Below are 13,227 nucleotides of genomic sequence, written 5' to 3' on the forward strand. Positions count from 1 at the left end.
CTTGAAAAATCCGCGGCGGCAACGCATGCAGGGGCAAATTGGCAAAAAACATGAAGCTCAAGGAATTCGCAGAAAAGGTCGGGCTGTCGCCCACCACCGTCAGCCGGGCGCTTGGCGGCTACCCCGAGGTGCGTGAAGAGACGCGCCAGCGGGTGATGGAGGCTGCGCTGAAATACGGCTACCGGCCGAATGCCAACGCTGTCCGGCTGGCAACGGGCAGGGCCGGCGCCATCGGCGTCGTCATGGGTCGTTCGGGTGGTGGGCATTTCTTTTCGGAGTTCATGGGTGGCATGGCGACCCGCCTGGAACGGGAAGAGACCGACATCCTCGTCAGCGTCACCGTCGATAATAATCTCGATGAGGAACTGGCGATTTTCAGTCGGCTGGCGGCCAGCGGCCGGGTGGACGGTATCATCGTGCATTCGCCGCGCCCGGAGGATGAGCGCATCGCGCTGCTCAACCGGCTGGGTGTGCCCTTCATCGTGCATGGCCGCTCAAAGACACCCTTTGAACATGCCTGGCTCGATATCGACAACCACGATGTGACCTATCGCCCGACGACCCATTTTCTGGAGCGCGGCCATCGGCGCATCGCCCTCATCAATGGCCCGGTGGGCCGCACCTTCGTACAGGATCGCGAGCAGGGTTTCCGCGATGCGCTGGCAACCCACGGTATAGTGCCCGATCCGCGTTTCATGATGAACGAGCACTTCAGTGAGGAGACGGCCTTCCGCTTCGCCCGCTCGCTTCTGGAGCAGACGCCGCGCCCCACGGCCTTTGTGGCGGGTGCGATGATGACGGCGCAGGGTGTCTATCGCGCCGCCACCCAGATGGGGCTGGTGATCGGCAAGGATGTCTCCGTCATCGCCCATGACGACGTGTTTCCTTACCTCACGCCGGAAAGCATGATGCCGCCGCTTTCCACCACCCGCTCGTCCATGCGCATGGCGGGCATGCGGGTGACGGACCTTATTTTGCAGATCATCGGCGGCCGCCCGGTCCGTGAGGTCCAGGAATTGTGGCCGGTGGAACTGATCTTGCGGGAATCGGTCGGCCCGGCCTGAGCTTCTCGCCATAGCTCACTGATTCCACTCCATTTTGTGAACGTCAGTTGATAACGTTCGCCTTTCGTCATCTATACGTTAATCCCTTCTCATGTATAATCGGAACAGTCACGGGTATATGGAACAGGCCCCGTGCCGGCGCGTTGGAGGGATGCGTCGAAGGAGGATGACGGATGTTTGAATTTTTAAAGCCGCAACAGCAGACTGTGATCGACGATGTCGAGGCCACCGGCACCTATGCCGATGCGCTTCTCAACGTTCCGAGCCCGGAACTTAACCGTTCGACCGCCCGCGAGCATGGTCATGAAGCCCATTCCCGCGATTATTGCGAAAACCGCGATATTTCCCGCAGCGCGCTCGGCTTCGCCTGAGCTGTCGCAAAAACCTTCCTAAAATACGGAACGGACCTGCCGTCCCCGCGTTTTCCTGTACGACCCGCAGGGCGGCGCAATCGGACCGAAGGGACTTGGCCGGCATTGACCGGTGGGCGAATTGGGTGTTGCGCCGCCTGAATGGCGACGGCGCGAACGCGTTGTCCCGATAGATCAAAACGTAGCCGGTGTCCGCTTCGGGCGAGGCGCGTTCATATCAGGAGGCCGCGATGTCAATAGTTCCCGTCGAACCCCATCCCGAACCGCCGATGCCAGTGCCGCCGCAGCCGGAGATTCCGCCGGTCGAGGAACCGGAGCCCGACTGGTTGCCCGATGAGGTGCCGACGCCCAATCCCGACGAAAACGACGAGCCGCCGAAGGTGCTTTAAGAACCCCGCGTCTGTGGCGTCTCGAATTTCTTGCTGACAAAAGTCGAGCCTTCCAGTCCGAAACGCCAGGGATAGTCCATTGCACGGCTGATACCGATGCGCCTGCCGCTGGTGATGGCGGAGGCTTCTTTCGGCAGCCGCAGGAAAAACGGCGGCACATTCAGCGGCGCACCGTCCATATCCCCGGTAATTGCCAGCGCCTGACAGAGCTTGCCCGGGCCCGAGCAGAGAAGTTTCAGCTTGTCAGTTCCCCGTCGCAGTTTCATCATGTCTATACCGGTCAGCGGCTCGATGGCGCGCAGAAGCACGGCGGAGCCGGGAGCGCAGACGAAGTTGGCGCACCAGTGGATGCCATAGGACCGGTAGACGTAGAGATGGCCGGCCGGGCCGAACATCGCCCTGTTGCGCGGGGTCTGCCCGTTGAAACTGTGGGATGCCGGGTCGTCCGGATGATAGGCTTCCGTTTCCACGATGATGCCGCCGGTATTGCCGATGCGGAATTCCGCGCCGATGAGGGCGCGGGCCACGTCCACCGCATCACGCAGGAAGAAACTCTCCTGCATTTCCAGACCAAAGGCCTCATCCATCCGGAACCCCTTCCGCTCTGCCGTCGTTGTGAATTCAGGTTCTAACCGTTTTCCAGCATCGGATTCGTACCGGTGCTTTCCAAGCCGGAGGGCATGTCATGCAACTTTCGACGACCTATGTAAAACGCAATAACGGGGTTATCTCCGTCGAGTTCGTCGGCAGCGACGGTGATCAGGTCTCGGTTCGCCTCGCCGACGGTCTGGAAGGGATCGACGATGTGGAGGCGATCAGGCGGGCGAGTGCGGTGATGGGGCAGTTGACCGCCTTCGGAACGCGCCACGGCGTGGATGCGCCCGCGCAATTCTCCGCCCTCGGCACACAGGATGAGACCCCGCACGGGATTGCCAGCGCCCGCACATCGAAGGACCGCGACATTCTGGAGGAGGAACTGGAAGAGGGGCTGGAAGACAGCTTTCCGGCGAGCGACCCCGTCTCGGCGACGGTTACGTCGATCGCCTCCCGAAAGGGAGGGCTGTGATAGTGACCGATCGTAAGGTCGTTCTCGTCACCGGTGCCGGCTACGGTATTGTGCGGACTGCCGCACGTCACCTGTCTGCGGCGAGTTTCGCGCTTGGGCTGCCTGGACGCGACCAGCATCATCGGCATCACGGGCTTGTGTCCCTATGATTAACGAAAGGGTAACGTCTGTTCACGAGACTTTGTCCATGGGCGAGGTTGCCGTGTTGTGGCCACCTTCGGTAGTTAAGCGTCAGCCGGAAAGGCGGGCAAATCAGGCGGGTAGAACGATCCATGGGCATGCAGGCATTGCTGGATTTCGCGGTTGCGGGGTTGCGGCAAAAGGTTAGGACAGGGGCAAGAATGGCTGCGGTCGTCGCGATCGGCGGCACCCTTGCCGCGTGTACCTCGATGGGCCTCGACAGCGTCAAGAAGGACCCTCCGAAGCTGTCATCGAAGATGATGGCGCAGATGTCGGCCAAGAGCATGCGCCCGGAAAGCCCGGTCCTCGTTCGCATCTTCAAGCAGGAGAGCGAGCTTGAGGTCTGGAAGATCGACAAGACCGGAAATTACGCCCTGCTCAAGACCTATCCCATGTGCCGTTGGTCCGGAAAGCTCGGCCCGAAGATGAAAACGGGCGACCGGCAGGCGCCGGAAGGTTTTTATCATGTCTCGGCCGGCATGCTTAACCCGAACTCGCAATATTACGTCTCCTTCAATCTCGGTTATCCCAACCGGCTGGAATCGGCGCTCGGTTACACGGGTGAAGCGCTGATGGTGCATGGCGCCTGCTCTTCTTCCGGTTGCTACGCCATGACCGATGCCCAGGTGGGCGAGATTTACGCCATCGTTGCGCGTGCGCTGCAGGGCGGGCAGGACCGTTTCCAAGTGCAGGCCTATCCCTTCCGCATGAGTGCAAGGAACATGGTGGCGCATCGGGACGATCCCAACATGCCGTTCTGGAAGACGCTGAAGGAAGGCTACGACTATTTCGAGGTGACCCGCCGCCAGCCCAAGGTCTCCGTTTGCGGCCGCCGCTATGTTTTCAACAGTGAATTTGCCGAAGGTGAGCCTGCCGATCCGCTGGCGGCCTGCCCGCCGGCCATCAACCAGCAGGATCCGCAGGTGGCGTCGAAGCTGGCGGAAGAGCAACAAAAATTTGCCGCCGCGATGAGCGAGGGAACTTCCGCCCCGCTCAGCGCGTATGTAGACGGCGGCATGCATCCGAGCTTCCGGGCCATTCTGAAATCGAGCGGCGCCAAAGTCATGGCCTCGCAGGTTTCCGGCACGAAGTACCCTATCAGCCGCCCGGAGGCGGCGCTGGCAGATCCCTTTGCCAGCGTGAGATGACGTAAATGAGGTTTTTCAATTGAACGAGACGATGACGACCCGGCGGGGTTTCCTGCTTGGAGCAGGTGGACTGGCGCTTGCCGGCCTTGCGGGCTGCAACACAACGGCGCGTGAGGCCACGAGGCCCGCACCGCCCGCCGATGACCCGATGTATGCCCTGATGTACGGCCCCAAGCCGGACGAGCAGTTTCCGCTGCCGGAAATTCCCTATAAGCGTATTCCGCGCCAGTTCCTGCGGCAGATGGTGGCGAACCCGACCGGCGAGCGTCCCGGCGTGATCGTCGTCGATACCGCCAATCATTTCCTTTATCTCACCTATGAAGACGGTCAGGCCATGCGTTATGGCGTCGGTCTCGGCCGTGCCGGTTTCGAATGGGCCGGTCGTGGCGTCATCCAGTACAAGCGGCAATGGCCGCGCTGGACGCCGCCCGACGAGATGATCGCCCGTCAGCCGGAACTGGAGCCCTATAGCAGCCGCAATGGTGGCATGGAGCCGGGCCTCAAGAACCCGCTCGGTGCGCGCGCGCTCTATATCTTCAAGGATGGCAAGGACACGATCTACCGCCTGCATGGCTCGCCGGAATGGTGGACCATCGGCAAGTCGGTCTCGTCCGGCTGCGTGCGCCTGCTGAACCAGGATATCATCGACCTTTATAACCGCGTGCCGGATAGGACGCCGATCGTGGTGACGGCGCTCGGCCCGGCGCAGCAGGGCGTGCCGATCGGCCAGGAAGGCGTGCCCGTGGCGCAATATGGCAATGGCGTCATCGGCGACGGCCTGTCGCAACCGGCACAGGCTTATTGATCGTAAAAGCTTCACCCGCGGGCAGCTGCGCCCGTGGGTGATGCCGGCTCAGGGCCCGGCATGAGGTGAGGAGATATTATCTTCCTTCGCCATTGCCATCATGCAACCCGGCGCGCCTCTTCCCGGCCGCCGGCAATTTCCATATCCAGCCGGAAGCGTGACACCAGTGCGCGCAGCTTTGCGGTTTCCGCGGCAAGCGTTGTCGAGGCGGCGATGGATTGTTGCACCATGGCCGCATTCTGCTGGGTGGCGTGATCCATGGAATTCACCGCTGCGTTGATTTCGGCCAAACCGGTCGATTGTTCGGTGGCCGATGTCGCGATGGCGTTCATATGGCGGTCGATGCCGGCGATGCGTTCGCCGATATCCTTCAGTGCGGTGCCGGTATCGAGAACCAGTTGCACGCCGCTTTCCACTTCTGCGGATGACTGGCGGATATGGTCACGGATTTCGCTTGCGGCTTTTGCAGAGCGCTGGGCGAGATCGCGCACTTCCTGCGCCACCACGGCAAAGCCCTTGCCGGTCTCGCCGGCGCGGGCGGCCTCCACCCCGGCATTCAGCGCCAGAAGATTGGTCTGGAAGGCGATTTCGTCGATGACGCCGATGATGCCGGTGATCTGCCGCGATGAGGCCTCGATGCGGCGCATCGCTTCCTCGGCATGGCTCACCACTTCCACCGATTTCAGGGCGCTCTGGTTGGCGTCGGTGGCGGCGAGCCGCGCTTCGGCGGCGCGCTTGTTGGCATTCGATACGTTGACGGTGATTTCATCGAGCGCGGCCGCGGTCTGCTCAAGGGAAGCGGCCTGATTTTCCGTGCGGCGGGAAAGATCGCCCGCGCCGGCTGCGATGTCCTGGCTGCTGCCGTCGATCGTCCCGATACCGCTGGAAATGGCGAAGAGCGTTTCGCCCAGTTGCCGGACCGAGCTGTTGAAATCGTGGCGAAGGGCCTCGAATTGCGGAGCGAAGGCATCATCAAGCTGGAAGGCCAGATCGCCGGATGCGAGCCGCTTGAGGCCGGCCGCGAGACCGGAGGTTGCGATGCGCAGCCTTTCGGAGGCCTCCTCTTCTGCGTGCCGTCGGGTTGCTTCCTGATCGACTTCCGCCTGCCGGCGGGCCGCTGCCGCCTGTTCTTCGAGCGCCCTGTTGGCGATGGCCGCCTGCCGGAAAATCTCGACCGCGCCGGACATGGAGCCAATTTCGTCCTTGCGGTCGATGCTGGAGGGCAGCTGTGATGTATCGCCGCCCGCCAGCGCTTCCATATTCTTCGACAATTGCAGGATGGGACGGATAATCGATTTGCGGGTGAGGAGGAAAAGCCCGGCCGAGAAAAGTGCCGCGAGAACCAGAAGCCCCTTCAAGGTGAGGTTAATCGCCGCCTTGGTCTTTTCGCTTTCAGCCGATGCGGCGTCGGAGAGCGCCTGAATCTGGTCGCCCGCCGTTTCCATCGCTTTTTCAAGCGCGGAGAATTGCCGCATGAATTCCGGCATCAGCTTGATGGCCTCTTCCGGGCTGGAGCCGGCAAGGCCGACCACCGCATTGGCCGCATCCATATAGGCGAGAAGCGGCTTTTCGACGCCGTCTATGACGGTTTTGACGTTGGTGCCGGCCGACAAAGACCTGTTTGCCTCGATCATCTCACGGAAACTCGCTTCGTGTTCGGCAAGGTCGGCCTTAACGGCCTTGAGGTCGAGACCCATCCTGGCATCAGCCGAAAGAATGGCGGCCAGCACGTCGGACCGCAGCGCGTCATGCATCATGTCCGCCTGCATGTGGTTGCGAAGCACATCGGCTGAAAGCGCCACATATTCGCTGTTTCGGTTGAGCTTCTCCGTCGCCCATATGCCGACGCCGGCGGCGCTGCCGGTGATGGAAAAGATTGCAATGCTTGCCAATATTATCTTTTTCTGAATCGATGCCATCGGAGCGTTCCCGCGTTGTAATTTATACTTCCGGAAAATAATAGAACATGCTTAATAAATGATCTATTTTCGCTTCGGGTTTGATAAAAGCAAAAAAGGCTGCAATTTGTATTGCAGCCTTTTCTTTATTAGCAGTTTATACTTTTCAGTGCGCGCGCTTGAGCGCCTCGCCGAGGATCGAAACAATATCGTCGAAATGGGATTTTTCGGCGATCAGCGGCGGTGAAAGGGCGATGATATCGCCGGTGACGCGGATGAGCAGGCCGCGCTCGAAACAATCCACGAAGACATCATAGGCGCGAGCGCCGGCGGCACCGTCGCGCGACTGCAACTCGATGCCGGCGATGAAGCCGATGGTGCGGATGTCGATGACATTGGGCAGGCCCTTCAGGGAGTGGATGGCGTCGTGCCAGACATCCTGCAATTCCGCGGCGCGGGTGAAGAGGCCTTCATCGCGGTAGATATCGAGGGTCGCAATGCCGGCGGCGCAGGCGACCGGATGGCCGGAATAGGTGTAGCCGTGGAACAGCTCGATCTGGTTTTCAGGCCCATGCATCAGCGCGTCATGCACCTTGCGGCTGGTGAAGACCGCGCCCATGGGGATTGCGCCGTTGGTCAGGCCCTTGGCGGTGGTAACGATATCCGGCGTAACACCGAAATAGTTGCTGGCGAAGGAAGAGCCCATGCGGCCGAAACCGGTAATGACCTCATCGAAGATCAGCAGGATGCCGTGTTTGTCGCAGATCGCGCGCAGGCGCTCCAGATAACCCTTCGGCGGCACCAGCACGCCGGTGGAGCCGGCCACGGGTTCGACGATACAGGCGGCGATGGTTTCCGCGCCATGCAGGGCGACCAGACGTTCCAGATCGTCGGCAAGTTCCGCACCGTGCTCGGGCTGGCCCTTCACGAAGCTGTTCCTGGCAAGGTCATGGGTATGGCGCAGGTGATCGGCGGGGATCTGCGGGAAGACGCGACGATTGTTAACGAGGCCGCCGACGGAGATGCCGCCGAAACCGACGCCGTGATAACCGCGCTCGCGGCCGATCAGGCGGCTGCGGGTGCCCTGGCCGATGGCGCGCTGATAGGCGATGGCGATCTTCAGCGCCGTATCGACCGATTCCGAACCCGAGCCGGTGTAGAACACGCGGTCGAGCTTGCCGCCTTCCGGGCCGGGAGCGATTTCCGCCAGACGTTCGGCAAATTCAAACGCGACGGGATGGCCCATCTGGAAGGAGGGGGCGTAATCCATGGTCGAGAGCTGATGCTTGACGGCGGAGGCGATCTGCTGGCGCCCGTGGCCGGCATTGACACACCACAGGCCTGCCGTGCCGTCGAGTACCTGGCGGCCATCGGTGCTGGTGTAATACATGCCCTCGGCGCTCGCCAGCAGGCGGGGATTGGCCTTGAACTGCCGGTTGGCGGTAAACGGCATCCAGTAGCTGTCGAGCGAGGTGGAATTGGATCGGCTGGGGTTGTCCATAACGGGTCTCCTGTTCGTTGACGGTGATTGAAAGCTATTTTATCGACTGAACAAGCCCTTTTCTCTCTGTGGCCAAGCCATTGAAAATGCTATAGGTGTGAAGGCAGATTTTCGATATTTCGAACAAGGGCAACGGGGGCTCGGGTATGTCGGTGGATATAGGCGGGCGTTTGCGGCATTTGCGGCTGCGCCACAATATTTCCCAGCGGGAACTGGCAAGACGTGCCGGTGTTACCAATTCGACCATTTCACTGATCGAGAGCAACACCTCCAACCCGTCCGTCGGCGCGCTGAAGCGCATTCTCGACGGCATACCGATCGGCCTTGCCGAGTTTTTCGCCTTCGAGCCGGAAACCAGCCGCAAGGCCTTTTACCGGGCAGACGAGCTGGTTGAAATCGGCAAGGGGCCGATCTCCTTCCGGCAAGTGGGCGAGAATGTTTTCGGCCGCAGCCTGCAGATCCTGAAGGAATGTTACCAGCCGGGCGCCGACACCGGCAAGGTGCCACTGGTTCACGATGGCGAGGAGGGTGGCATCATCCTCTCCGGGCGTCTGGAAGTGACGGTGGATGAGGAGAGGCGGGTGCTCGGCCCGGGGGATGCCTATTATTTCGAAAGCGGCAGGCCGCACCGCTTCCGCTGTGTCGGTCCCGTGCCCTGCGAGGTCATCAGCGCCTGCACCCCGCCAACCTTCTGATTCCTGCGGATTTAGCGCTTTCTGCCGCTCGGAAAATGGACCGGATGGGGTGGGAAGCGAAAATTCGACCGCCAGCTCTACCATTTTTGCGTAGCTGCCATGAGCAAAACGCACTGTCACGCCACTATTTGGCCGTGTTTGCGCCTTCCTTGCGATTTTTCCATCGCTTTTTATTGGCGCAGCGATAATGGCGGGTAAAAAAATCCCGGCCAATATGTCAAATTTTATATGCATTGCCACAATCTTGCTGCGACGCAAAAAACTTTAATAGTCTGCCATTGGCACGACTCTTCTTGGCGTTCCTGTCTCATCTCCTCAAGTCATAAGAAACACATAAGAAAAGACTGTCGACGCTGCAAAACCCAATACATGCGGCGGCGACACCCATGCTCTCAACACATGGCCACCGGCGCATTTGTTGCTTTTTTATGCAACCGTTAATATTGCCCCGGCGTTGATCGGCCGCTGGCGCAAGAAATCGCATAGACGGTTATGGGCAATGTGCCTTACAAAAAATCCATTAGCATCAAATTCCGAACACAGACTTGTTATCTCTTTTAGACGGAAAGACGCGCCTCCGGGCACCGACCAATCGCAAAACATAAATGGAGTTCTCTCTATGAAGTCCGCGACCCAATCGGCTGAACAGACACTCAGCAGCTCCGAAGATTTCGATGTCAGCTTCCCTATCGGGGGCATCGCAAAACGTAGCTTCGATATGACGTCTGCTGCGCTTGCGCTGCTCATCTTCAGCCCGATATTCCTGTTGATCGCCGTGCTGGTGAAACTTTCCGATCCCGGTCCGATCTTTTATGGTCACCGGCGTGTGGGACATAATGGCCGTTATTTCCATTGCCTGAAATTCAGGACGATGGCGATGAATGGCGATGAGATTTTGCGGCAGTATCTTGCCGCCAATCCGGAAGCCGCCGAGGAATGGCGCGCGACCCGCAAGCTCAAGAACGATCCTCGTGTCACGGCCGTCGGCGCCGTGCTGCGCAAGCTCTCCCTCGACGAACTGCCGCAGCTTCTCAACATCATCCGCGGCGAAATGAGCGTGGTTGGTCCGCGCCCTGTCGTCGACGAGGAGCTGAGCTATTATGAAAGCGCTGCCGCTTATTATCTCAGCACCCGCCCTGGCCTGACCGGCCTGTGGCAGATCAGCGGCCGCAACGACGTATCCTACAAGACCCGCGTGGCTTTCGACACTCAATATGTGCAGAACTGGTCGATGCGGCAGGATGTTTTCATCATAGTCAAGACCATTCCCGCCGTGTGCCTTTCACGCGGAAGCTACTGAAAACCGATATTGAGTTCGGCTTTATCGATCTTCGTTTCTCGACACGCACCCCGACCGGGATCCCAAGTCCGGTCTTCGGGTGCGTCATTGGTGCTAATCATACCGGCCGCTATTTGCGGCGCTGTGCGACCGGCCTTGTCCGGTTGCGCTACGGCCTGACCGCCTGTGCGGCGGTCAGCTAACAGGGAGTTTCCCGATGAACGGCCTTTTTGCCGCCCACCGCCCGTTTGTGGCCCTCGTTCTTGCCGCTTCCGTTGCCTTTGCCGCGCCTTTGTCCGCAATGGCGGCGGAAGGCTCCCAATATAAGCTCGGCACTGCCGACAAGCTGCGTATCCGCGTTGCCGAGTGGCAGCCGGCCGATGGCAGCATTCGCAACTGGGATGTGATCAACGGCGATTATTCCGTCGGCCCCTCGGGCGCGCTGTCCCTGCCTTTCATCGGCCAGCTCGATGTTGCCGGCAAGACGCCCGCCGAGGTCGGAGAGGCGATCGGAGCCCAGCTTCAGAGCAAGTTCGCCCTTCGCAACCTGCCTTCGGCTTCCGTCGAGATCGCCCAGTTCAGGCCGATCTTCCTGAGCGGTGATGTGCAGACGCCGGGTGAATATCCCTATGCTGCCAATCTCACCGTACTGAAAGCCGTCAGCCTTGCCGGTGGCCTGCGTCGCTCGGATGCCGGGCAGCGTTTTGCCCGCGACTTCATCAACGCGCGCGGCGATGCCGCCGTTTACGACAACCAGCGGGCAAGGCTGCTTGCCCGCCAGGCGCGGCTGATCGCCGAGGTCAAGGGTGACACGGCCATCGCCAAGACGCCCGAAATGGAAAAGATTGCCGAGATCGACGTGCTGCTGGCCAGCGAAAGTGCACTGATGAAATCGCGCACCGAGCGTTACACCCTGCAGCTCAAGGCGCTGACCGACCTGCATGCGCTTTTGCAGAGCGAAGTCGAGTCTCTAAAAAAGAAATCCGAAACGCAGAACCGTCAGCTCCAGCTTGCCAATGAGGATCGCGACCGCGTCAACCGGCTGAACGAGCAGGGGCTTGCGCTGTCGCAGCGGCGTATTTCCGCGGAAGAACGTGCGGCCGAGGTGGAATCCAACCTGCTCGATATCGACACGCAGTCGCTGCGCGCCAAGCAGGATATCAACAAGGCGACGCAGGACGAGATCAACCTGCGCAACGATTGGGTGGCGCAGCGTTCCAAGGAATTGCAGGACACCGAAGCGGAACTCGACAAGCTCAATCTGCAGCTGACCACCAGCCGCGAATTGATGTCGGAAGCGCTGGCGCAATCAGCCGAAGCGATCCGTTTTGATCCCTCGGGCAAATCCGCCACGATCAGTTATGTCGTGGTGCGTGAGGAAAACGGCAAGCCGAAAGAGCTGAAGGTGGACGAAAACGCCATGCTCCAGCCCGGCGACGTCATCAAGGTCTCGTCTGAAATCCTGATGCAGTGAGGTTTCAATGCGGATCGCCAAATCGGCGCTGATCGATCTCGAACGCAACGAGATCTACGGAATGGCGGCGATTGCGCTGTCATTCTTCGTTTTCGCCTATTCGTCGCGTTTCGGGCAGATCTCGGTTCTGGCCTATTATGGTATGTGGCTGCCGCTGGTGGTGGTTGATTATCGTCGCGTGCTCGGCAATTATCCGCGTTATCTCTGGATATTCGCCTTCGGCATTTTGACCGTGCTGTCGAGTTTTTGGTCGGAAGCGGTCTCGGTGACGATGCGTGCGTCGATCCAGTATCTGACGCATATCGCCTGCGCGCTGATCGCCATGCGGGTCATCTCCATCCGCACGCTGACGCGCGGCGCGCTGATCGGCATTATCCTCGTTCTGCTCTATTCGCTGCTGTTCGGCATCTATCTTTTCGATGCGCTGGACGGCACCTATAGTTTCGTCGGTGCTTTTTCATCGAAGAACCAGCTCGGCTTCTACGCCTCGCTCGGCGTCATTTTTGCCGCCGCCTCGGTGCTGATCCTCAAGCAAAGGGGCATCTGGATGCCGGTCGCCGGCGTCACGGGGCTGTTATCGGCCTATAGTCTTGTGGCGTCGCAATCGGCAACATCCGCCATCACCACGGCGGCGGTGGTGGCCCTTATCATCGGTTTCATACCCATCGGTATGCTCTCGCCGGCAAACCGCAAGATGATGTTTTTCGCGCTCGGCGGTCTCGGCGCATTGCTGGCCGTCGCCTCGCTGCAATTCGGCCTGCTCGATGCCATTCTCGGCATTTTCGGCAAGGATTCGACGCTGACCGGCCGCACCTATCTCTGGCAGCAGGGCATCGAGGCGGCAAAACAGACGCCCATCCTCGGTGTCGGTTATCAGGGGTTCTGGGTCGCCGGTTTTGCCGATGCCGAACGCCTGTGGAACGATTTCTTCATTACCGGCCGCACGGGCTTCCATTTCCATAACACCTATATCGAAACCGTGGTGGAAAACGGCTTCGTTGGCATGCTCCTGCTTGCCATGGTGCTTTACGGAACGCTGCTCGGGCATCTGCGCTCGGTGCTGATGCGAAGGAGCGATCCGCAGGGCGTCATCCTGTTTGCGATCTGTGCGCTGTTCGTGGTGCGCTCCTTCGTGGAGATCGACATCATCTTCCCCTACCAGATCGGCTCGTTCCTGCTTTATTTCGCGGCCGGGAAACTGTGCCTTCCGGCCAGATATGCGCAGGGCCGCATGGGGCTGTCCGGGGTTCGTGACGGGTTCTCCCACCGCCATTCCGGCCTTGAGCTGGAAGCCAGCCAGCCCAAATCATTGGGCTGAAAGGCCGGGCGGCGGAGGCGAGGGTGCTTCCGTTGCTTA

13 protein-coding genes are annotated in these 13,227 nt (G+C 60.2%); 10 read left to right on the plus strand and 3 right to left on the minus strand.

Annotated features, from left to right (window positions below):
- The first annotated feature begins 50 nt into the window (after positions 1–50).
- The 3 genes from O3S81_RS10155 to O3S81_RS10165 all read left to right on the plus strand — a co-directional run bounded on the left by O3S81_RS10155 (position 51) and on the right by O3S81_RS10165 (position 1,824).
- Positions 51–1,064, plus strand: coding sequence for a substrate-binding domain-containing protein (locus O3S81_RS10155; RefSeq protein WP_269342834.1), 1,014 nt, complete (start codon positions 51–53; stop codon positions 1,062–1,064).
- Positions 1,065–1,237: 173 nt separating this feature from the next.
- Positions 1,238–1,435 carry a hypothetical protein gene (locus tag O3S81_RS10160; RefSeq protein ID WP_003523793.1) on the plus strand — a complete coding sequence of 66 codons (198 nt, stop codon included), beginning with the start codon at positions 1,238–1,240 and terminating at the stop codon, positions 1,433–1,435.
- A gap of 230 nt (positions 1,436–1,665) precedes the next feature.
- Positions 1,666–1,824: a hypothetical protein gene (locus tag O3S81_RS10165; protein WP_269342836.1), complete on the plus strand. Its 159-nt coding sequence runs from the start codon at positions 1,666–1,668 to the stop codon at positions 1,822–1,824.
- Here O3S81_RS10165 and O3S81_RS10170 read toward each other — a convergent pair.
- Positions 1,821–2,411: a DNA-3-methyladenine glycosylase gene (locus O3S81_RS10170; RefSeq protein ID WP_269342838.1), complete on the minus strand. Its 591-nt coding sequence runs from the start codon at positions 2,409–2,411 to the stop codon at positions 1,821–1,823. The genes O3S81_RS10165 and O3S81_RS10170 overlap by 4 nt on opposite strands.
- 98 nt (positions 2,412–2,509) lie before the next feature.
- Here O3S81_RS10170 and O3S81_RS10175 point away from each other — a divergent pair, with 98 nt between their 5' ends.
- The 3 genes from O3S81_RS10175 (at position 2,510) to O3S81_RS10185 (ending at position 5,023) form a co-directional block, all read left to right on the plus strand.
- A complete protein-coding gene (locus O3S81_RS10175) occupies positions 2,510–2,890 on the plus strand; it encodes a hypothetical protein (protein WP_269342839.1) in 381 nt (126 codons plus the stop codon).
- 272 nt (positions 2,891–3,162) lie between these two features.
- Positions 3,163–4,218: a L,D-transpeptidase family protein gene (locus tag O3S81_RS10180; protein WP_269342841.1), complete on the plus strand. Its 1,056-nt coding sequence runs from the start codon at positions 3,163–3,165 to the stop codon at positions 4,216–4,218.
- Positions 4,219–4,237: 19 nt separating this feature from the next.
- The gene (locus tag O3S81_RS10185; protein ID WP_269342843.1) at positions 4,238–5,023 is read left to right on the plus strand and encodes a L,D-transpeptidase; all 786 of its coding nucleotides are present in this window, start codon (positions 4,238–4,240) and stop codon (positions 5,021–5,023) included.
- A 98-nt stretch (positions 5,024–5,121) separates the two neighbouring features.
- On the opposite strand, the gene O3S81_RS10190 is transcribed toward O3S81_RS10185, so the two are convergent.
- Together O3S81_RS10190 and O3S81_RS10195 are read right to left on the minus strand one after the other, a co-directional pair.
- Positions 5,122–6,942, minus strand: a complete 1,821-nt coding sequence (locus O3S81_RS10190; RefSeq protein WP_269342844.1) for a methyl-accepting chemotaxis protein — start codon at positions 6,940–6,942, stop codon at positions 5,122–5,124.
- Between the two features lie 145 nt (positions 6,943–7,087).
- On the minus strand, positions 7,088–8,422 hold the full coding sequence (locus tag O3S81_RS10195; protein ID WP_269342846.1) for an aspartate aminotransferase family protein: 1,335 nt from the start codon (positions 8,420–8,422) through the stop codon (positions 7,088–7,090).
- Positions 8,423–8,568: 146 nt separating this feature from the next.
- On the opposite strand from O3S81_RS10195, the gene O3S81_RS10200 reads away from it, so the two are divergent.
- The 4 genes from O3S81_RS10200 to O3S81_RS10215 all read left to right on the plus strand — a co-directional run bounded on the left by O3S81_RS10200 (position 8,569) and on the right by O3S81_RS10215 (position 13,188).
- Complete coding sequence (locus O3S81_RS10200; RefSeq protein WP_269342847.1) at positions 8,569–9,117, plus strand: cupin domain-containing protein; 549 nt, start codon at positions 8,569–8,571, stop codon at positions 9,115–9,117.
- Between the two features lie 619 nt (positions 9,118–9,736).
- Entirely contained in the window at positions 9,737–10,417 is a 681-nt protein-coding gene (locus O3S81_RS10205; protein ID WP_269342849.1) for a sugar transferase, read from the plus strand.
- Positions 10,418–10,613: 196 nt separating this feature from the next.
- Entirely contained in the window at positions 10,614–11,870 is a 1,257-nt protein-coding gene (locus tag O3S81_RS10210) for a polysaccharide biosynthesis/export family protein (RefSeq protein ID WP_269342851.1), read from the plus strand.
- 7 nt (positions 11,871–11,877) lie between these two features.
- Entirely contained in the window at positions 11,878–13,188 is a 1,311-nt protein-coding gene (locus O3S81_RS10215) for an O-antigen ligase family protein (protein WP_269342853.1), read from the plus strand.
- Positions 13,189–13,227 lie beyond the last annotated feature (39 nt).

The organism is Agrobacterium sp. SOY23, from assembly GCF_027212525.1.
Classification (GTDB): Bacteria; Pseudomonadota; Alphaproteobacteria; order Rhizobiales; family Rhizobiaceae; genus Agrobacterium; species Agrobacterium tumefaciens_I.